Annotated in this window: 14 protein-coding genes; 2 read left to right on the top strand and 12 right to left on the bottom strand. The window is 69.3% G+C overall.

Annotation, left to right across the window (positions count from 1 at the left end):
• Nucleotides 1-11: 11 nt before the first annotated feature.
• Genes LMA02_RS06530 through bcsB form a run of 9 tightly spaced genes read right to left on the bottom strand, consistent with a single transcriptional unit; the run spans nucleotide 12 to nucleotide 14,746 of the window.
• A complete protein-coding gene (locus LMA02_RS06530; RefSeq protein WP_175668454.1) occupies nucleotides 12-209 on the bottom strand; it encodes a hypothetical protein in 198 nt (65 codons plus the stop codon).
• Complete coding sequence (bcsG, locus tag LMA02_RS06525) at nucleotides 191-1,744, bottom strand: cellulose biosynthesis protein BcsG (RefSeq protein WP_228907345.1); 1,554 nt, start codon at nucleotides 1,742-1,744, stop codon at nucleotides 191-193. The genes LMA02_RS06530 and bcsG overlap by 19 nt, the downstream gene beginning before the upstream one ends.
• A gap of 27 nt (nucleotides 1,745-1,771) precedes the next feature.
• Nucleotides 1,772-4,309, bottom strand: coding sequence for a UDP-forming cellulose synthase catalytic subunit (gene bcsA / locus LMA02_RS06520; RefSeq protein WP_228907344.1), 2,538 nt, complete (start codon nucleotides 4,307-4,309; stop codon nucleotides 1,772-1,774).
• Nucleotides 4,306-5,094 (bottom strand): cellulose biosynthesis protein BcsQ, encoded by a 789-nt coding sequence (gene bcsQ, locus LMA02_RS06515; protein WP_228907343.1) that lies wholly within the window; start codon nucleotides 5,092-5,094, stop codon nucleotides 4,306-4,308. The genes bcsA and bcsQ overlap by 4 nt, the downstream gene beginning before the upstream one ends.
• Nucleotides 5,091-5,300, bottom strand: a complete 210-nt coding sequence (locus LMA02_RS06510; protein WP_228907342.1) for a hypothetical protein — start codon at nucleotides 5,298-5,300, stop codon at nucleotides 5,091-5,093. Before LMA02_RS06510 ends, bcsQ begins: the two co-directional genes overlap by 4 nt.
• Nucleotides 5,297-7,261: a cellulose biosynthesis protein BcsE gene (gene bcsE / locus LMA02_RS06505; protein ID WP_228907341.1), complete on the bottom strand. Its 1,965-nt coding sequence runs from the start codon at nucleotides 7,259-7,261 to the stop codon at nucleotides 5,297-5,299. The genes LMA02_RS06510 and bcsE overlap by 4 nt, the downstream gene beginning before the upstream one ends.
• 22 nt (nucleotides 7,262-7,283) lie before the next feature.
• Nucleotides 7,284-11,222: a cellulose synthase subunit BcsC-related outer membrane protein gene (locus LMA02_RS06500; RefSeq protein ID WP_228907340.1), complete on the bottom strand. Its 3,939-nt coding sequence runs from the start codon at nucleotides 11,220-11,222 to the stop codon at nucleotides 7,284-7,286.
• Nucleotides 11,207-12,427: a cellulose synthase complex periplasmic endoglucanase BcsZ gene (bcsZ, locus tag LMA02_RS06495; RefSeq protein ID WP_228907339.1), complete on the bottom strand. Its 1,221-nt coding sequence runs from the start codon at nucleotides 12,425-12,427 to the stop codon at nucleotides 11,207-11,209. Before bcsZ ends, LMA02_RS06500 begins: the two co-directional genes overlap by 16 nt.
• 3 nt (nucleotides 12,428-12,430) lie before the next feature.
• On the bottom strand, nucleotides 12,431-14,746 hold the full coding sequence (gene bcsB, locus LMA02_RS06490; RefSeq protein ID WP_228907338.1) for a cellulose biosynthesis cyclic di-GMP-binding regulatory protein BcsB: 2,316 nt from the start codon (nucleotides 14,744-14,746) through the stop codon (nucleotides 12,431-12,433).
• Between bcsB and LMA02_RS06485 the strand changes: the two genes are divergently transcribed.
• Complete coding sequence (locus LMA02_RS06485; RefSeq protein ID WP_228907337.1) at nucleotides 14,690-16,276, top strand: sensor domain-containing diguanylate cyclase; 1,587 nt, start codon at nucleotides 14,690-14,692, stop codon at nucleotides 16,274-16,276. The genes bcsB and LMA02_RS06485 overlap by 57 nt on opposite strands.
• Nucleotides 16,277-16,472: 196 nt before the next feature.
• On the top strand, nucleotides 16,473-18,284 hold the full coding sequence (gene tssF / locus LMA02_RS06480) for a type VI secretion system baseplate subunit TssF (protein ID WP_228907336.1): 1,812 nt from the start codon (nucleotides 16,473-16,475) through the stop codon (nucleotides 18,282-18,284).
• A 51-nt stretch (nucleotides 18,285-18,335) separates the two neighbouring features.
• Here tssF and LMA02_RS06475 read toward each other — a convergent pair whose 3' ends face one another.
• From LMA02_RS06475 to LMA02_RS06465, 3 genes are read right to left on the bottom strand one after another with little or no spacing between them, the layout of a single operon-like run.
• Nucleotides 18,336-18,587, bottom strand: a complete 252-nt coding sequence (locus LMA02_RS06475; protein ID WP_228907335.1) for a PAAR domain-containing protein — start codon at nucleotides 18,585-18,587, stop codon at nucleotides 18,336-18,338.
• A gap of 39 nt (nucleotides 18,588-18,626) precedes the next feature.
• Nucleotides 18,627-19,328 carry a putative type VI secretion system effector gene (locus LMA02_RS06470; protein WP_228907334.1) on the bottom strand — a complete coding sequence of 234 codons (702 nt, stop codon included), beginning with the start codon at nucleotides 19,326-19,328 and terminating at the stop codon, nucleotides 18,627-18,629.
• A 25-nt stretch (nucleotides 19,329-19,353) separates the two neighbouring features.
• Nucleotides 19,354-20,085: a putative type VI secretion system effector gene (locus LMA02_RS06465; protein WP_416378662.1), complete on the bottom strand. Its 732-nt coding sequence runs from the start codon at nucleotides 20,083-20,085 to the stop codon at nucleotides 19,354-19,356.
• Between the last annotated feature and the right edge of the window lie 5 nt (nucleotides 20,086-20,090).

Genomic DNA, 20,090 nt, shown 5'->3' with positions numbered 1-20,090 from the left:
CCGCCGTGCGCTCACCGCTTCAATCCCATCAGCTTCGCGAGCGTCGGCCAGCGGTCGAGCGATTCGACGAATGCGCGCCGCGCCTGCTCGTCGACATAACGGGCCGGGTCCAGCGCGGGCAGGTGCCGCGCGAGGCCGAGCACGTCGTTCGGCTGCGACAGGCGATCGTCGTCACCTTCGCCGATATTGATTACTGTTCGTCGATCCATACGCCATCCGGAGTCTTGACCGCGTAACCCGCGCTCGTCTGCATCGTCACCGTGCCTTCGTTCTCGCCAACCATCCGCGTGCGCGGCAGGTCGGCCGCATATTGTGCGAGCGTCGCGCCAGGCTTGAACGGGCTGTTCGACACGAGGTTCGACAGCAGCTGTGCGAGCGCGAGGAAGCTCGTCGGCTGGTCGATCACGGTCGTCTGGCCGTGATTGCCGGCGAAGCCGACGAGCCGCACGCCGACCGGCCCGTGAACGATGCGCGGCGTCGGAATCTCGCGCAGGCCGGCCACCTGGTTCTTGTCGCCGCGCAGCGCGGCGCCGTGCTCGGGCACGAACACGATCACCGCGCGCCGGCCCGACTGCGCGATCAGATCGGCGAGCCGGTCGAAGTCGCTCATCAGCTTGTTGGCGCGCTGCGGATACGAATCGATGCTGGCGAGCGGGCTGCCCACCACGCGGTTGCCGTCGTGCAGGCTGATCGTGTTGTAGTACAGCGCGACCGGGCCCGGCACCGACGCGCGCTGTGCGTACCAGTTCGCGAGCGTGCCGTAGTCGTCCTTGATCGCCGTGCCGTCGAACGCATGCATCGCAACCGGTGCGGCCGTGTTGGGGATCATCGGCGCGTCGGGCACGCCGATGTTGTCGTGAATGACCTGCAGGAAGTTGTCGAAGTGGCCGTCGTGGTTCAGCAGCGACTGCACCGTGTAGCCGGCGGACGCGAGCTGCGAGAACAGGTAGCACTGCTGCGGCGCGCCCTTGTACAGGTCCGCGTGCGCTTCCTGCCCGCAACTCGCGCGCAGCACGCGGATCGCGGCCGGGCCGCTGTAGCTCGCGGCCGTGCTGAAGTTGTTGAACAGGTAGTCGAAGTGACTCAGCATCGGGTGATTACGCACCTTCGCCGCATCGAGATCGTCCCACGACAGCGAGCAGATGTGCAGCACGATCACGTCGAACTGCGCGGACGGATCGCTCGGGAGATGGCCGAACGCGACCTGCCGCTGCGACTCCTGCGTGCGGAACGTCGCGAGTGCCGCGTTGTGATCCTCGGGCTGGTCGGAGCGCCCGCCCGTCGCGCTGGCCTGCTGCGGCAGCGGCGCGACGACGCGCGCCATCAGCCCGCTGCCGGCCTGCCACAGCGGCATCACGATCAGCACGGCGAGCACGAAGGTCGCGACGCGCACCCAGCGGTTGACGATGAAATAGACGATCAGCGCGCCCACTACCGTCAACACCAGCACCGGCGGCAACAGGCGCGGCAACAGCTCCATCCAGTATTCGAGGCGGAACGTGCTGACCTCGCGCGCGGCTTCGGCGAGGCGCGCGAGCGGCGGCGCATGCAGTTCGCGCGCGAGCAGCGGCACCGCGATCGCGATCGCGACGAGCAGCCGCACGATGCGCCATCCGCGCTGCCGGATCGGCGCGCTCACCGCGAGCGCCAGCGCGAACGCGAGGTTCGCGAGCCACATCGGCTGCAGGTGGCCGGTCGCGAACAGCGCGAACTTCAGGATGAAATACAGATTCCAGAACGTCATCTAAACCACTCCGTGATGGGCGCCGCGTCAGTCGCGCGCCCGATCGAGCTTCGGTGCCAGCATCGACTGCACGCCGCGCGCCACACCCTTCCACATCCGTACGTAACCGTCCAGGCCCACGCGCAGCACTTCCTTCAACCCGCGCAGCGGCGTGTCCGTGCGCGTGCCCGCATGCCAGTCGAGCCACGCGTCCGCGCGGCCGAACGTGCACTGCACGAGCTGGCGCTCCTGCTCGAGCGTCAGCGCCTCGAAGCTCACGCCGACGTGGGTCGGCGTCACGCGGCTCACGCGCACCGGGAACGGGAACGGCCGGTCGCCGCGCGTCACGCACACCGTCAGCGTGTCGCCGATCGCGAGCGGCAGCCCCGGCACCGCTTCGAGGCCGAGGCCGCCGGTCGAGTAGTCGCTCGTGAAGCACGCGGCCGTCGAGCCGTCGGCGAGCAGCAGCGTCGCCGGCACGCGCATCGCGATCCGGTGCGTGACGCGCACCTGCTTGGTCTCGCGCGCGACGGCCAGTGCCGCGCCGAGCATCGCGAGGTTGTAGACGGTCCAGCCGAGCGTGATCAGGATCGTCGACGCCTCGTCGCCCTGATCAGCCACGAGCCGCCACAGCCCGGCCGCGATCGCGAGCACGTTCAGCGCGAACAGCACGAGGTACGGCTTCGACGTCGACCAGTCGACGTAACCTTCGTCGATCTTGCCGCCCTTGTCGGTCACGTTGAACTTGCCGTGCTTCGGGCTGAAGAACGCGACGGTGGTCGGCAGCGCGATGTACCACGCGAGCACCGATTCGTAGACCTCGGCCCAGAACGAATGGCGATAGCGCCCCTGCATCCGCGAGTTCGCGACGTTCGCGAGCACCAGGTACGGGATCACGTAGCTCGCGAGCGCGATCGACGACGCGTTGATGAAGTACAGGTGGAAGAACAGGTACGCGAGCGGAATCGTCAGGAACACGAGCCGGGGGATCCCGTAGAAGAAATGCAGCATCGCGTTGCCGTAGCAGATCCGCTGGATGAAGCCGAGCCCGCGCCCGAGGAACGGGTTGTCGATGCGGAAGATCTGCGCCATCCCGCGCGCCCAGCGCGTGCGCTGCTTCACGTGGCCCGCGAGGCTCTCGGTCGCGAGGCCGGCCGCCTGCACGGTCGGCAGGTACGCCGACGTGTAGCCGCGGCGATGCAGCTTGAGCGCGGTGTGCGCGTCCTCGGTCACGGTCTCGACCGCGACGCCGCCCACCTCCTCCAGCGCGGTGCGCTTGAGCACCGCACACGACCCGCAGAAGAACGTCGCGTTCCACAGGTCGTTGCCCGACTGCACGAGCCCGTAGAACAGGTTGCCCTCGTTCGGGATCTCGCGGAACGTGCCGAGGTTGCGCTCGAACGGATCGGGCGAGAAGAAATGGTGCGGCGTCTGCACCAGCGCGCATTTCGGGTCGCGCAGGAACACGCCCATCGTGGTCTGCAGGAACGAGCGCGTCGGCACGTGATCGCAGTCGAAGATCGCGATGTATTCGCCGTGCGTCTTCGGCAGCGCGCGGTTGATGTTGCCGGCCTTCGCGTGAAGGTTGTCGTCGCGCGTCAGGTAGCCGATGCCGGCCTCCCGCGCGAACGCCGCGAACTCGGGGCGCTTGCCGTCGTCGAGCAGGTACACGTGCAGCTTCCCGGTCGGCCAGTCGATGCTCTGCGCGGCGAACACGGTCGGCTTCACGACCGACAGCGGCTCGTTGTAGGTCGGGATGTAGATGTCGACGCTCGGCCAGCTGTCCGGGTCGTCGGGCAGCGGCACGATCGGCCGGTCAAGCGGCCACGCGGTCTGCACGAAGCCGAGCAGCAGGATCATCCAGGTATAGGCTTCGGCGCCGTACAACAGGTAGCCGGCGACCGCCTCGATCGGGCTGCGGAAATCGAGCGTCTGGGTCGTGCGCCACCACACGTAGCGGAGCGTGGCGAGCAGCGCGAGCGACGCGAGCGCGAGGGTCGGCAGATGGCCCGGCAGGCGGCGCAGCGCGAGCGCCAGCACCGCGACGATCGCGAAGAACGCGAACTGCGCGCCGGGCATCAGCGGCGACATCCCGGCCGCGGCCCACATCAGCGCGCCCGCGATCAGCAGCAGCGGCGCGAGCCAGCGGCGCCGGCCGACGCCGTGTGCGCGCGCGTCGAGCCAGCCGCCCCAGCGCGCCCACGGCAAACGCTCGAGCTGTGCGCTGATGCATGCGCCGAGCGCGCGCACCGCGACGTAGACCGGCACGACGAACGTGTCGAACCACGCGAGCGGATCGCGCGCGGGCTGCTCGCCGGCCGCGCGCGGCGCGCGCACGATCGCGCGCCACAGCCATTCACGCGGGCTCAGCGGCTGCAGCACGCCCCACTCGCGCGCGAGCCAAAGGAACGCGGTGCGCGCCCGGCGGCGTATAGGATCGGGCCGGCCGGGCCGCGGTGCATGGAAGAACAGCCGCACGAGCCAGTCGAGCAGCGTGCGCTCGGCCGGCAGCCCGATTCCGCGCGCGCACCAGTCGGTCGCGCGTCGGACCGTGGCGCGCCAGCGCGACGCGAACGCGGCTTTCATCGCGACGCTCCCGCACGGCCGGCCGCGGCCGCCGTGAGCCACGCATCGACCCAGTTCGCGATGCCGTTCAGGTCGTGCGACGCCTGCGAATACGGCGCATCGTCGAAGATCCAGCTGCCGCGCGCGAGCGTTTCGGGCACGGCCGCGTCGACGTGAATGCGCTGCTCGAGCATCGACATCGGCCCCGCGACGGCGCGCAGCATCGCGAGCGCATCGCGCTGCATGTCGCGCGCGGGGTTCAGCCGGTTCACGACGATCTGCAGGTCGCCGCCGCCGGCACGCAGCGCGTCCAGGCGGGCGGCGACGGTCGCGCACGCGGCCGGTTCGGGCGGCACGACGACGAGCGTGAGGTCGGCGCGGCGAATCGCCTGCTCGGCCTGCGGCGACGGATAGCGGGCCGTGTCGACCAGCACGACGCCCTCGGCCGGCAGCGCGATCTCGTCGAGCGCGCGCGAGAGCCAGTCCGGCTCGGCCGCGAGCCGCGCATCGCAGGCAGCGGCGTCTGCCGCGTCGACCTGCCCGTACGGCACGAACAGCACGCCGTCGGCATTGCGCCACGTATGCGCGTGCCACGGCGCGGCGTCAGCAGGATCCGCGAGCAGGCTGTGCGCGAGCCCGTGTTCGGCCAGCGTGTCGAGCCCGAGCGTCGCGCCCATCAGGTTCTGCGCGTCGAACTCGACCGCGACGACGGGCCGGCCGCGGCGCGCGAGCAGCACCGCGAGCGCGCCGGCGAGCGTCGTGCGGCCCGCGCCGCCGGTCGTCGACGTGATGGCGATCGTCTTCATCGCGCGGCCTCGTCGGCGCGGTCGGCGTCGGGCAGCAGGCGTCCGCGCAGCGCGATCGGCACGAGTTCGCACGGCACCGCGTCGCGCCGGTTCAGCCCGCGCGGCGCATGAAAACCGCGGCCGATGCCGAGGTGCTGCGCGACGATCCACACCGGCACCGCAATCGCGATGCCGACGATGAATCCGATGACGAGTTCGGCGATCATGCGCCCTCCGGCTTGCGCAGCGGCATCGCGCTGCGGATGGCGCCGCGCGCGCGCGCAGCGGGAATGTCGGCAGACGGGGCCGGCGCAGCGGCGGCCGGCACGAGGTCTTCGTCGCGCACGGGCCGCGGCGAGTTGTCGAGGTTCGAATCGGGCGCGCCGCCCGGTTCGGCATTCGCCGCGCCCGCGCCCTCGTCCGCGCGTTCGGCCGGCACGCGCGTCGCCCCCGGTTGCTTCGCCGCCGCGAACAGGTCGCTGTAGTCGGCGATCGGCGCGCGCCGGTTCTCGGTCTTCAGCGCATCGAGCTCGGTGTCGATGCTGCCTGCCCCGAGACACACGACGCGATCGGACAGCGTATCGACCGGCACGTCGAAGATCCGCGCGAGCGCGTCCTCGGCATCGACCGGTTCGCACGCGAACAGGAACACGTACAGGTGCGCGGCGTCGGCCGTCACGACGTCGCCGGCGCGGCGCGGCCGGCAGTGCCGCAGCGCGTCGACGTGCGACACGCCGGGCAGCAGCGCGATCTTCGCGAGCGTATGCGGCAGCGCGAGCACGGCGCCGCGATCGAGCACCGCGCGAATCCGCAGGCAGAACGCGCCGACCGGCAAATAGCCGAGCACCGAATCGCCGAGCGCGGCCGCGAGCGCCGCGCGATAGTCCGGCGCGACGGGCCGCGCATAGAGCTGCCCGTGCAGCGCGTTCACCGCGGCCTGCATCCGCGACAGCGGCAGGTCGCGTGCGACGACGCGGTTCGCGCCGACGCTCAGCACGAGCATCTCGAACTGCTGGCGCAGCACCTCGCCGCGTTCGACGACGGCGATCTTCAGCGCGCCGCCGCATTGCCGGCGCAGCGCGTGCACGGCCGCGCACAACGCCTCGAGCTGCGGATGCGAGCGGAACGCGAGCACCGCGGTCGCGGCCTGCGCGTGCGCACAGGCAGCGACGACCGCCGCGTTGTCGTCGACGATTTCCCAGCCGGCGGGCACGCGGCCCGCGTCGTCGAGCACCGCACGGCTGACGACGACGCGATCCTCGTCGGTCGCGAGCTTCATCCCGCGCGACGGCTGGACGGCGCCGCCATCGGCGATCGCCGCGAGCCGGCCGCCCGGCGCGAAGCGCAGCGGCCGCACTTCGCCGGCCGCGAGCGTGTCGCCCGCGCGCCAGAAATCGACGACCCACAGCAGTTCGCCGTGCGTGCGCTGCAGTTGCGCGACGCCCGAGCACACGCCGTGAAAGCCGCTGCGCGGCGCGCGATTCGCGTCGCGCACGAGCGGCGGATCGTCGGTGTCCGGAGCGGCGCCGGTGCGCACGATCTCGGGATCGACCAGCAGCACCAGCGCGATCCGGTGCGTGCGGCACCAGTCGGCGAGCGCGTGCGCCTCTTCCGCGAGCGCGGCCGGATCGTCCCAGCTGAACCAGCGTTGCGCGCCTTCGATGAAATACAGCGAGCGCGTGCGAAAGCCGTAGCGCTTCATCGCGCGCAAGCCGCCCGCGAGCCGTGCGAACGGAGCGGGCGCCGCACGGCGCGGCGCGCCCGGTTCGATCGCGGCGTCGCCGTCGGCCGCCGCGGACGCAGACGCGGGTGCGGGCGGCATCGCCAGCACGTTCAGGTTGCGCGGCCAGCCGGCCGGCTGCGCGGCGCCCGCGAAACCGTGCGCCTGCATCTGCGCGGCCACGCGCGCCGCGTCGCGTGACAGCACGACCGTCACGTCGCGCGTGCGCGACTGCCGCGCGCTTTCCCACACCAGCGCGTCGCACGCCGGCGTGCCGGTGGCGGCATAGACGGCGTACAGGCCGCCTGCTTCCAGTTGCGTCCACGCATCGGGCAGCCCGTCGATCGCGAGCCGGCTCAGCGGGCCGGCGCGGCCGCCGGCCGGACCCGTGCGCAGCAGCGCGCGCAGGCGGTCCAGCAGGCCGGCGGCGCCGAGCGCGGGACGGGTTGCGTCGATTTCGGTATTCACGCGTTCCATATGCAAGCAGACCCTAGTAATCCGAATAAAGCCGCACCGGCGTCGGCGTGACGAGCCAGCTGCGCTCCGCGCGTGCGTCGAACGCATAGCGCAGGTACACGAGCGCCGAACTCGGTGCATAGTCGTGCGACCGGTCGACATGCAGTTGCGCGCCGACGCTCAGGTGCGGATTCACGCGATACTCGACGATGCCGTTCACGCCGTACGAAAACGACACGCCGCGCGTCGAACTGCCCGTGTAGACCAGCCCGGCCGCCTCCTGCGCGGCGCGCTGGCCCGCGAAGGTCGGGTAGAACAGCGAATCCTTTTCATAGCTGTTCGAGATCCCGGCCGTGACGGTCAGGTCCCACGACAGCGCGTCGCGCCGACCCGCCCACTCGATCGGCACGCCGAGCGACAGGTAGCGCTGCGGGCTGTAGTAACCGCCCTGCCCGTACGTGTAGTAGCGCAGGTTCTGCGCGTAATGCCACGCATTGCCGACGAGCCCCGTGCTCACCTTCATCGTCGCGCGTTCGTACACGGGCACCGTGAAGCCCGAGCGCAGCGTGACTTCCGCATTGCGCTCGACGTTGCGGCCGGACAGCACGCCCGCGCCGAGTTCCGCGAACAGGTTCACGCGGCCGACGTCGACCGCCGCACGCAGGTTCACGCCGTCGCGGCGCACGCCGCCCCATACCGCACCGGTCCACGGGTCGCGCATCCCCGCATACGACAGCACGCTGCTCGTTTCCGGCCGGCGCGACGCGTTCACGGTGAAGCTCGCCGGGCCCGCGTCGAAGCGGTAGCGCACGCCGCCGACCAGGTAATGCACCGGGAAACCGAGCGGCGACGTGCCGAGATCGACGCGCCACGCGTCCGTGCGATAGCCGGCGCCGAGGGCGACGCCCGTCATCGGCTGGTGCAGGTCGCCGCGCGGATGCGCGATCAACTCGGCGGCCGACGGATTCGGTGCGAACGGCGCAGGCAACCCGAGCGGCGTGTTGAGCGCGGCGTAGGTCCCGAAGGTCTTCAGCGAATACGCGTTCGGGTCGCTCGTATCGAGCGTGCCCGCGTCCAGATGCACGGTGTCGAGCTGCAGGAACGCATGCCCGTCGTAGCGCACCGGCACCTGCAGGTAGATCGGCACCTGTTGCGCGCGGTACGAGGACACCCCTTCGTCGCCCGACTTGTACGCGGGCAGCCAGCCGGTCTCGATCTCCGGGTCGCGCCGCTGCTCGAGATCCGCGAACGCGGCCTGCGCGGGCGTGCGGCCGTCGCGGCCGGGGCTCACGCCGCTCGTGCGTTCCTGCGACAGCGACAGCCGGTACAGCGACGCGGCATCGTCGTAGCGGCCCTGTGCCTCGGCCACGCGCCCGGCTGCCACCGTCACGTCGGCGCGCGCCGGATACGCGGCCTGCAGCGGGCCGGTCACCTGCGCGGCTTCGTCCGGGCGGCGCAGCGCGTTCAGGCGGCGCACGACCGACAGCCGCGTATCGACGTCGTCGTCCGGCGTGCGTGCGAGCACGGCCTGCACGCGCGCGAGCGCCGCCGCGCGATGACCGCTGTCCTCGTCGATCCGCGCGAGCGCGAGCTGCGTATCGGCATCGTCCGGCGTGCGCGCGACGACCGGCGCGAGCGCGTCGCGCGCCGCGTCGTAGTGCCCCTGCGCGCGTTCGAGGTCGGCCAGTTCCAGTGCGTAGCGCTTGTCCGCGCGGCCGGCGTCGCTCGCCCGACCGAGCAGCGTGCGGGCACGCGCATAGTCCTGCCGTGCGATCGCGTCGTCCGTCTGCCGCAGCACGAGCCGCAGCGACTGATCCTCGATGCGCGCGGTCTGTGCCGCCGTCAGCGCCGGCTCGCGGCGCAGTGCGTCGAGCCACGCGGCGAGCGCGTCGTCGCGCCCGGCGCTGCCGAGCAGGTCGCCGTAGCGCAGGCGGACGTCGGTGTCGGCCTCGTGAGGATGCGCGGCGATCCAGTCGCGCAACGGCGCGAGGCCGCGCTCGGGTTCGCCCGCGTCGATCCACTGCGCGCCGATCGCCGCGAGCATGTCGGGATCGTCCGGCGCGCTCGCCTGCGCATGCGCGAGCGACGCGGTGAACGCCGCGCGATCGCCGCGGCCGAGCGCGCCGCGCGCGTCGGCCAGCGCACTTTCCGCGTCGAGCTTGCGCGCGAGCGCACGCATGCCGTCCGAGCGGTGCGCGTCGTCGACGCCCGCGAGCGCGGCCTGCGCGCCGGCGATGTCGTCGAGCGAGTTGCGATACAGCGCGGTCGCATAGCGCATCTCGGGCGTGTCGCTTTGCGCGAGCCCTTCGTCCATTACCGTGCGACCGAGCTGCCGCAGCCCCATGTCGCGATACAGCCGCGCGAGCGCGAAACGCGTCCACGGCGCATCGGGTGCCGCACGCACCGCGGCTTCGTAGCGTTGCGCGGCCGGCCCGCGTTCGCCCTTGTCGGCGAGCGCGCGCGCCTGGCTCGCAAGCAGGTCGGCGCGCAGCCCGTCGAGCGCGCGGCGATCGTCGCGGCCCGTCACGCGACCCTGCAGCGCGTCGAGCAGCGGGCCAATGCGATCCGCGCGGCCAGTGTTCTCATACAGCATCGCGGTGCCGCGCACCGCCGACAGCGTCGGCGAACGTGCGGCCAGCAGTTCGCGCAGCAACGGCTCCGCGCGCGCCCAGTCGCGCTGCGCGAGCAGCGCATCGACGAGCTGCAGCTTCGCGTCCGGGCTGGCGGGCTGCATCGCGAGCGCGGCGCGCGCCGCGCGCTCGGCATCCTGCGGCCGCCCGGCCGAAGCCGCCGCGCGGCCCTGTGCGAGCAGCCCCCAGAACTGCGCGGTGCGCGCGAGGCCCTGCCACTTGCCGCGCTGGTCGGTCGACAGCGCCGCGGCGCGCGTGAACAGCGCACGCGCTTCGTCATGCCGGCCTTCGCGCAGGCGCAGCAGGCCGAGCCCGCCGAGCGCATCGGCGTCGTCGGCGCGCGCCTGCGCGGCGCGCGCGAGCAGCGGATCGGCACCGGCCAGGTCGCCGCGCGCGAGCGCCTGCAGGCCGCGCTGCTGCGCGATGTAGTCGGGATCGCGTTCGAGCCGGCGTTGCGCGTCGCGCTGCCGGTCGAGGGTGGCGACGCGATCGCGGAATTCGGTGTCGTCCGGCACGAACGCCAAATACGCATGCAACGCGTCGAGATACGCGGGATCGGCGCCGGCGGACTGCAGCACGCGGCGCCACAGGGCCATCGCGTCCGTATGGTCGGTGTCGGCCCGCTTCGCGAGCGACCACGCGATCCGGTTCGCTTCCGCGCGCGTGTCGTCGCGCTGGTTCAGCAGCCGCGCGAGCGCCAGCGCCGCGCTCACGTCCTGCGGGTCGGCCGCGACCGCGCGGCGCAGCGCGGCGATCGCCGGTTCGCGTCCGCCCGGCGCATTCGAGACGATCTGGTAGTACTCGGCGCCGAGCGCGCCGGATGGCGCGCCGTTCGGAAACAGCGCGACGATCCGCCGGGCCGCTTCGTCGGCGCGGCCGCTGCGCGCGAGCAGGCGGATCTGCGCCATCTCGCCGCGCCCGCTCGTCGCGACGCGGTATTCGTCGGCCGCACGCCGCGTGCCGGGTGCCGCGGGCGCACGCGCCTGCAGGCGCGCCAGCGCGGCCTGCGCGCCTTGCGCGTCGCCGAGCCGTAACAGCACGCGCATCTGCTCCGCGAGCAGTTCGGGATCGTCCGGCGCGATCAGGAGCCCCTTGCGCAGCGCGTCGCGCGCGAGGTCGTCGCGATGCTTCGCGCCCCACATGCGGGCGGTCGAGAGCTGGCGCTGCGCGTCGGCCCGATCGGTCGTGGCCGGCGCGGCCTTCGGCGCGACGGCTTTGGGCGGCGGAGCAACCGCGGTGGCAACGGCGCCGGCAGCCGCGGCCGGCGCCGCCGCGCAGACCGACGACGCGAGCCACGCGAACCCCGCGACGCGCGGTGCGGTGCGCTTCATCGGGCCGCGCATGGACGACCCTCCCAGCGCGCGTCGAGCGACCCGTCCGCGCCGAACCGGTAGCGGCCGTCGCGCCAGCCGAGGCCGAACAGCGTCAGCACGCTCGTGTAGTAGCCGGGCGCCGACTGGCGCGCGAGCGTATCGACACGCGCGGCCTGCGCATCCGCGAGCGCACGCTGGCCGCGCGCGTCGAGGAACGGCACGGCCGCCGCGGAGAAGCCGCCGTTGCCGTCGTTCGGCCCCGCGACGCCGGTCGTCGTGTCGACCTTCTCCGGCGGCGCGCCATGCGCGGCAATGTAGTCGGCAAAGGGGGCAAACCGCGCGAGCAGCGGCGCGGCGAGCGGATCGGCGCGATCGAGCATGCCGGCCCACAGGTACACGCGGATCGCGTTGTACGCGCTTTCCGCGCGGGTTTGCGGATCGGGCCCGAAGCCGGCGCCCGCGCGATACAGCGCCCAGTCCGGCGAAAAGCCCTTCGGCGCGGTGTCGAGCAGCACGCGGCCGGTGCTGGCCGCGAGCGCGGCCCAGCGCCGATCATCGGGCAGGCGCGCGGCGAGCCCGCGGATCACCTGCGGCGGCGAATAGCTTGGGTTCACGCGCCATTGACCGTTCGCCAGCTTGAAACCGGTCGGCCCGGGCAGCAGCGTGAGGCCGAGGCCCGGCACGCTGGCCGTCTCGTCGTCCAGCACGCGCTTCGCGAGCAGCGCGCCGCGCGCCGTGTAGCTGCGCTCGCGCCACAGCCGGCCGGCTTCGACGAGCGTGTAGGCGATCCACAGGTCGGCGTCCGACGCCGCGTTCGCGTCGAGCACGCGCCAGGCGCCGTCCGGCGCACGGCCCCACAGCCACGCCGGCAGACGGGCGCTCAGGTCGCCCTGCGCGAGGTTGTTCTCGGTCCATGCGAGGATCGTGTCGAACGTGCGCCGGTCGTTCGCAACCAGCGCGAAGAACAGCCCATACGCCTGCCCCTCCGATACCGTGCGCGAATCGGCCGAGCCGACATCGATCACCCGGCCGTCGGCTGACACGAAATCGCGCTTGAACGCGTCCCAGCGCGGCCACGCCGCGCCGCATTGCACATCGGCCGCGCCGCTTTGCGCCGCCTGCGCGCGCCCGGCGGCGCCGGTCGCCGCACACGCCGCCGCGACGGCCAGCACGAGCGTCGTGCCGACGCGACGCGCCGGCCGCGTTGCCCGTCGCCTTGCGAATGCCCACGCCATCCGTTACATCCCCCGTCGACGCGCGGCGATTCTCTGCAGCACGCTGAACACGCCGAGCGCGAGCAGCAGCCCCGCGGCGACGCCGACCACGCCGAGCACGACCGGGTGCCGCGCCGCATGCGTCCAGACGCGCGCATACCACGGCACGAAGCCGACCACGTACGGCTCGCCGACGCGCAGGCTGTCGACCTGACCCGGCCGCACCAGCGCGAGGTCGCCCTGCAGTTGCGACACGAGGCCCGGCTTCTCGAATACGTCGAGCAGATCGGCCAGGCGCGTCTGGTCGGTCGCCGTCAGCGCGACGACGCTGCGGCCGTGGCTGCCCGGCAGCTCGAAGCCGGCGAGCGCGGCGAGCGAGCCCGTCTGCTCGATATGCGCGCCGCCGTCGGCCATGCCGATGCCGTTGCGCCAGCGTTCCTTCACCGAGAAGGCAACGCGCGTCGCGCCCGTGCCGCCCTGCTGGTCGATCGTCAGCGGGAGCGCCGCGCGCCAGCGCGACAGCAGCGCCGACGCGGGCGAGCCGTCGATCACGAGCAGGTCCTTGCGGCCCGCCAGCGCGGCGACGTCGCCGGGCCGCGCAACCTCCACGCGCAGCGCCGGGAAGCCGGTCCACTGGCCCATGTGGCCGAGCATCGTCAGGTAGGCTTCGAGCTCCTGCGGCGACGGCCGGTCGGGGACCACGACGGCCGTCTGCGACAGGTCGGCGAAGCGCGTGAACGGGAAGCCGCTGTTCGCGAAGAACGCGAGGTTCGGCAATTGCGCGTAGTGGACGAAGTGCGAGAAGTCGATCGTCGAATCGGGATCGATCGCCGCGCGCTGCGGCTCGGTCGCGGTGCTCGAGCAGAGCCCCGTCTTCTGCGAATCGAGCGTGAAGCGGAACTGCAGCTGATTGCCGCTGCCGACGCGAAACGCCGGGATGTCGACATCGCTCGTCACGCGCCCTTCCGGCACCGCCAGCAGCGGCAGCTGCATGCGCCCGCGCGCGTCTTCCGCATGGGCCGGCCCGAGCCGGTACGACTTCACGAGCTGTTCGTTGATCTCGACGGCGAGCGTCGAGTCGTCCTGCACGGTCGGCGCCGTATAGCGGTAACGCAGCGTGATCGGCACGCCCGAGCCGTTCCACGAATGGAGATCGGCCGGCACGCGCAGGTTCAGGCGGATCGCGTCGGGCGACGTGCCGCGCACTTCGAGTTCGCGCGGGTCCGACACGAGCTCGCGGAACGCGATCGGCCGGTTCACCGGCAGCCAGCGCGGCGCGTCGTACGGTTTGCGGGGCGCGCCGAGATCGACGTGCGCGACGGTTGCCGCCGGGCCCGACAGCGCCGCACGGCCGAGCACGAGCGCCGCGACCGCGTCGTCGACTTCGGCCGCCGTGCGGCCCGTCACGACCAGCAGCTTGCGGCCCGGCGCGGCCGGGTTGTCGGCCACCGCGAGCAGCGGGCCGGTGACCGACGGCAGCGCGAGGCCGACAGGCAGGGTCGCGGCCGTGCCGACCACCACCGCCTGGTCGTCGGCCGGCAGCGTCGCCGCGACCGGGAAGCGTGCCTGCCGGTAGTCGGCCTGCGCGCCGAACCACGACGCGAGCACGCCGGCGCTGCGCAGCGTCGCCGAATCGGGCGACGCCGGCAGCACGAACGGCAGCAGCAGCAGCCCGTTGTCGCGCCGGTCGAAGAACGGCGCGGGCAGCAGCGCGAGGTCGTTCGGCAGGCGCAGCGGCGATTCGTCGAGGATCAGCTCGCTCGTCGGGCTCACGTCGGCCCACAGCGCCGAGTTCGACGGGTCCTCGCAGTGATCGAGCGTGTAATGCGCGATCAGGCGCAGGCCGATCTGGTTGAAATCGGAGAAGTAGCGCGGATCGATCGGGATGTCCTGCGTGACCGTGCGGCCCGCGCGCGTCGCGTCGAACGGGACGGTCGCGATCACCTCGCCGTTCATCGACACCTTCAGGTGCGACATCGGGAACACGAGCGACGGCGAATACGCATAGGTCAGACGCAGCCGCGCGCCGGTGACCACGCGGTCGAGCCGCACGCCCGCGTTGATCGTGCGCGCGTCGTCGGCGCCGCGCAGGCGCACCGGATCGAATGCGCCGAGCGACGCGAACGGCAGGTGCACGGTCGTCGTCGGCAGGCCGGCGGACGCCGCGCTGGCGGCGCTCGGCATGGCCGCGCCGCTGGCGGGCGGCGGCACGGCCGGACTGCCGGCGGACGCCGAAGCGGCGGCAGGCACCGCCGGCATCGGTGCGGCCGACAGCGCGGCCGCATGGAGCGCGCCGAACGTGGCCACCGACAGGACGAACAGCGAAACGGCCGGCTTCATGCGCGGCTCCGCATCGTCGTGATCATCCGGTTGTTATCAAGCGCGTCGCGACCGACGCGCGCACAGCAGCTATGCCCGCGAGTGCACATCCCCACTGCTTCCCCTCAAAGTCTGCCTGAATGCAATTATCGGAACGACGCGACGAACGCTTTTGCTGCCGATTCGTCAGACGGCGGCGCGCGCCTGGCACCGGCGCTCGCACATTCGTCACACTATCTCAAAATAAGGGCGAAACTCACCGTGATTCGCGCTGACGACGCGAAAAACAACTCAATTCGGTCGGAAATGCTGCGCGCCGCGATTGAATGGCAAGAGTTACGCCGTTGCTGCCTGCCGGACCGACCGGCATACTGCCGGCGCTGCCGGACTGGTGGTCGAAGACCCGACTACCGGCCGGATGCCGGTTGCGACCCCTTGCGGGCCGCCCGGAATGCGCTGCCGCACGGGCGGCGCGTATGCTACCGCAAGCTCGCACAGAGCGCCGCGCTTTCTTTATGGAAAACTGACTTGGATCAAATTGTCGACACCGCCACCCCGTCCCCCGACACGCTGCTGCGCATCATTGCCGCGCAGACCGAGATCGCGAAACTCGGCCTCGATCTCGGCAGCGTGATGGCTTACGTGACCGAGCAGGTGCCGCAACTCACGGGCGCGGGCGGCGCGGCGGTCGAATTCGCCGAAGGCGACGACATGGTGTACCGCGCCGCGTCGGGCTCCGCCGCCGGGATGCTGGGGCTGCGGCTGCGCCGCACGGGCAGCCTGTCCGGCCTGTGTGTGACGCGCGGTGAATTGCTGCGCTGCACGGATTCGGAAACCGACCCGCGCGTCGATCGTGACGCGTGCCGCCGGGTGGGGCTGCGCTCGATGCTGGTCATGCCGCTCACCCATGCGGACACGACGGTCGGCGTGCTGAAGGTGATGTCGCCGGACGTCGACGGTTTTTCGGCCGAAGACGCCGGCACGCTGCGGCTGATGGCCGACCTGATCGCCGCCGCGATGTTCCACGCGGCGCGCAACGAGGCCAACGAGCTGTACCTGCGCGCGACGCACGACGCGCTCACCGGCCTGCCGAACCGCGCGCTGTTCTACGACCGCCTGCGCCAGTCGATGCACACGGCGCTGCGCGCGAACGGCCGGCTCGGCATCCTCAACATCGACATGGACGGGCTCAAACCGATCAACGACGGCCTTGGCCACCGCGCGGGCGACGCCGCGCTGCGCGAGATCGCCACGCGCATGCTCGGCGCCGTGCGGCGCTCGGATACGGTTGCGCGGGTGGGCGGCGACGAGTTCGCGGTGATCCTGCCGAACGTCGGCGGCCGCGACGACGTCGACGCGCAACGCGCACGGCTCGCGCGGCAGGTCGGCGAGCCGTTCGAATTCGACGGGCATCCGCTGCGGCTCGGCGTCAGCGTCGGCATCGCGATGCTGCCCGACGACGGCACCGACATGAACGCGCTGATCGAGCATGCGGACCAGGAGATGTACGAGGTGAAGCGCACGCGGACGCGGCGGGCGGCCCACGCGTGATGCGAAGGCGGAATGTCGCGTCGCCCGTCTCGGCATCCGGCGGAACAGAAAGCAGATCGACATGCGATGACAGCAATATGTAATTTTATGGTTATCATTGCGATCCCAAGCACCGACATGCCCGACATCATGCGGCGCAATCGAGCAGGCAGGGAGTACGTGCCTTTGCAGCTCGATCGGTTCGCCACTTCACGCAATGGATCATCTGCTTCCGCACTACGAACGAGAGCTTGGCCTGCTGCGCGCATCAATTGCCTCCTTCTCGGCGCGCTATCCCAAAATTGCCGTCCGTCTCGGGATCAACGGAGACCGCTCTGAAGATCCGCATATCGAGCGAATGCTGCAGTCATTCGCTCTTCTTGCCGCGAATATCGGCACTCGGCTCAGCGACGAGTATCCCGAATTCACCACGTCGCTGGCAGGCATGCTGTGTCCGCAATACCTGCGACCGGTCCCGGCATGTACGATTGCCCGGTTCGACCTCGGCGACGTATTCGACAAGCTGACCGAACCGTCGTCGATTCGCCGCAACACCGAACTCTCGAGCAAAGCGGAGGACTGTCGCTTCCGTACCGTCTACGACGTTTCGCTTGCGCCCATACGCATCGAGCACGCGCGGTACGGGCCGGCAACCAGCGTTCCGTCTTATGCGGTATTGCCACCGAGCACATCCGGCCTCCTCTCGATTACCTTCGCCGTCACGCGCCCTGATTTTCGTATCGCGTCCATCCCGAGTCCGCTGCGTGTCCATATCCACGGTGCAGACGAAGTCGTCGCCACGATCCTCGATTCGATGACAATGCGGACCGCGGCAGCGTTCGTCGAAGACACGCAACAGCGCTGGACCGCATTGCACGCTTCGCCGCTTGCACCGGTAGGCTATGACGACACCGAGCGGCTGATCGAGGAGGACGACGGAGCGCCGGCCCTGCGATTGCTCGGCGAATACTTCGCATACTCGAAGAAGTTCGATTTCATTGACGTCGATCTCGGTGCGCTGACCGATGCAGCAGGTCCGGATCACAAACTGACGTTGCACCTGGCGATCGGCGGCGTACATCCGGACTCTCGGGAAGCCCAGCGGTTGGGCGCGTTGTCGGCAGATAACCTGAAGCTCTTCTGCACCCCGATCATCAATCTGTTCCGGCTAACGTCGGTGCCGCTCAAACGAGACTCGCTGACCGGCACGTATCCGGTGCAGTCGCAGAACACCGATGCAGCGCAGGTTGCGATCTGGTCGGTCGACACGGTACGCGCCACGACTGGCGTGTCGAGGGCGGCTGTCATTCCGCCGTTCACGTCGCTCATGCATGGCGGTGTCGACGGCCCGACCGGCCCCTACTGGATTTCGGCCCAACGCGCGGCGACGACTTCTTCGGGAAAAGCCGAGGCTGCGATCAGTCTGGTCGGACTCGATGGTCGCCCTGCGTCCGACACCGGGATCGAGCAGATCACCGCGAACATGACGTGCACGAACGGCGATCTCCCCCGGACGATACGGGCGAGTGCGCCCAATGGCGATCTCGTCAACGAACAAGGCGCAATCGTGTCGCGCATCGACATGCTCGACTCGCCCACTGCGGTTGCCCGTCTACCGCAAGAAGGCGACGCCGTATGGCGGCTCATCGCGCAACTCGCGCCGCATTCGATCGAACTGACCCGTTCGGGGCTTGCAGAATTGAAACGCCTGCTCCGCCAATTTGCGGTGCAGTCGGGCACGCACGCGAATCTGATCGATGGATTGACGAACCTGGGTCATCGCGTCCGGCAACTCTGGCTGTCGGGAGAGCCGATGCCGAGCTTTGTACGCGGTCTGGAGGTGACGCTGACCGTGGACGAACAGGCGTTCGCGGCAACGAGTCTGAATGCGTTCGTCGGTGTGATGGAGTGTTTTTTCACTGCACATATGTCCGCAACGAATTTCGTGCAGCTGGTCGTCATGTCCGCCAACAACGGCAGGGAAATTCGCCGCTGTGCGCCGCGACCGGGAGCGACGCCGCTCGTCTAATCTCGCGGTGCGACACGTCTCGCGGAACGTTCGCTCGGTCACCTATGCCGGTCAGACGAGACTCGAAATCAAACAACATCCGCAAGTCGCGCGATGGCCGTGCCGGGCAATCGGGACGCCATCGTCAGTCATCGATTCGTCGCCCTCGACGATCAGGTTCGGTTTGATATCGGGATGCTGCGGGCACGTCACTTCGTCGCCCTTGCGCGCCACGAATCGGCCGTCGAAGCGCATCTTCGACGAACCGGTGATCACCTTGCCGCCATGGTCGGTGTCGTCGCCGACACGGATGAGGTTCATCATGAATTCGATTCCTTGCTCGTAACGTGATCCGGGTGCTTGTCAGTAGCGGAAATACAGGATGCCAAGTGCCGCGGGGTCGCCGGGTTTCTTATTCTTCTTCGTGATGGCAGGGAGATCGATATTTTTGACGTCCTTCCAGCCGAATCCTTCAAAAATTCCTTCGGCCAGGCGAACAAAACCCATCATTTTACGGGCAACACGATAAGTAATGAACCCGTAGCCCAGCGCCGACACCAAAGTCCCCAGTGCGCATGATATGATCAAATTCTCAATTGGCACGCCGCCTTTAAAAATAGCGAAGCACGCAATTATAAAATATGCGAAAAACATCGCAGCCGCGAAAAACGCCCCACCCCATTTAAATGAAGCTCGATAATGAGCAAAGCGGCCTCGACTACAATGCGGATGAAGCGCCACAATTCTGTCCAACAGTCGCCGGATACCGAAGGCCTGCCAAGTGTCACCCCAACGCTCAGCAACGACCTCTACCTCGTCGCCTTCCGTGAACACCGACCACCAAACCCAGGCCTTCACAGTCGTCCCATCGAGATCGAACTCGATCAGATCGGCCTCTTCGGTCGTATCCATTGCCATACCGCCCAGCCCAACAGCAACTCCGCTCAATCCGACCAAGCCGGCCGCAACGGCCGTCGCGCCCATCTTGGTGCGGTCAGCATCGGTAAAGAAGAAGTCTTGACTGCAACGAGTCTTGCGAAGGTTGCAGATGCGCCCACGCAGCAACTGAGACTGCGGTCGTGATGTGAAGTTAGTACCGGAAATACAGCACCCCCAATGCGCCCGGCTCGCCTGGTTGCTTATTCTTCTTCGTGATGGCCGGGAGATCGATGTTTTTAACGTCCTTCCAGCCAAATCCCTCAAAAATTCCTTCGGCCAGCCGAACGAAGCCCATCATCTTACGGGCAACGCGATAAGTAATGAACCCATAACCTAGCGCTGACACCAGAGTTCCCAGCGAAATCGATATAAGAAGATTTTCAACCGGCATTCCACCCCTCAATATTAAAAAACATGCCGATATAAAATATAGCACGGCCATTGCCGCCGCAAAAAATATCCCACCCCATTTAAACGACGCACGGTAATGCGCAAAACGACCTCGACTGCAATGCGGGTGAAGTGCAACGATTTTATCCGAGAGTCGCCGAATACCAAACGCCTGCCACGCATCATCGAAACGCTCTGCAACAACCTCTACTTCATCACCTTCCGAAAATATCGACCACCACACCCAGGCCCTGACCGATTCACCATTAAGATCGAATTCAAGCAAATCCGCCTCCTCAGTGGTGTCCATCGCCATACCACTTAGTCCAACGGCAATCCCACCCAATCCGACCAAACCAGCAGCAACGGCCGTCGCGCCCATCTTGGTTCGATCAACATCACTGAACAGAAAATCATGACTGCAACGCGTCTTTTTAAGACGATTAATATTCCCACGCAGCAATACAGCAGAAGCAGCTTTATTTACACTCATATTCA

The organism is Burkholderia sp. B21-005 (assembly GCF_020843965.1).
Taxonomy (GTDB): domain Bacteria; phylum Pseudomonadota; class Gammaproteobacteria; order Burkholderiales; family Burkholderiaceae; genus Burkholderia; species Burkholderia ambifaria.
Note: the sequence above shows the minus strand (reverse complement) of the source record. Positions and strands in the feature narration are given on the sequence as shown.

What these genes read in the sequence shown, in the direction of transcription:
- LMA02_RS06530 (WP_175668454.1), bottom strand. Translation starts at nt 209, where the DNA reads ATGGATCGACGAACAGTAATCAATATCGGCGAAGGTGACGACGATCGC.
- LMA02_RS06465 (WP_416378662.1), bottom strand. Translation starts at nt 20,085, where the DNA reads ATGAGTGTAAATAAAGCTGCTTCTGCTGTATTGCTGCGTGGGAATATT.
- LMA02_RS06475 (WP_228907335.1), bottom strand. Translation starts at nt 18,587, where the DNA reads ATGATGAACCTCATCCGTGTCGGCGACGACACCGACCATGGCGGCAAG.
- bcsG (WP_228907345.1), bottom strand. Translation starts at nt 1,744, where the DNA reads ATGACGTTCTGGAATCTGTATTTCATCCTGAAGTTCGCGCTGTTCGCG.
- bcsQ (WP_228907343.1), bottom strand. Translation starts at nt 5,094, where the DNA reads ATGAAGACGATCGCCATCACGTCGACGACCGGCGGCGCGGGCCGCACG.
- bcsA (WP_228907344.1), bottom strand. Translation starts at nt 4,309, where the DNA reads ATGAAAGCCGCGTTCGCGTCGCGCTGGCGCGCCACGGTCCGACGCGCG.
- LMA02_RS06500 (WP_228907340.1), bottom strand. Translation starts at nt 11,222, where the DNA reads ATGCGCGGCCCGATGAAGCGCACCGCACCGCGCGTCGCGGGGTTCGCG.
- tssF (WP_228907336.1), top strand. Translation starts at nt 16,473, where the DNA reads ATGGATCATCTGCTTCCGCACTACGAACGAGAGCTTGGCCTGCTGCGC.
- LMA02_RS06485 (WP_228907337.1), top strand. Translation starts at nt 14,690, where the DNA reads ATGGAGCGCGCCGAACGTGGCCACCGACAGGACGAACAGCGAAACGGC.
- LMA02_RS06510 (WP_228907342.1), bottom strand. Translation starts at nt 5,300, where the DNA reads ATGATCGCCGAACTCGTCATCGGATTCATCGTCGGCATCGCGATTGCG.
- bcsB (WP_228907338.1), bottom strand. Translation starts at nt 14,746, where the DNA reads ATGAAGCCGGCCGTTTCGCTGTTCGTCCTGTCGGTGGCCACGTTCGGC.
- bcsZ (WP_228907339.1), bottom strand. Translation starts at nt 12,427, where the DNA reads ATGGCGTGGGCATTCGCAAGGCGACGGGCAACGCGGCCGGCGCGTCGC.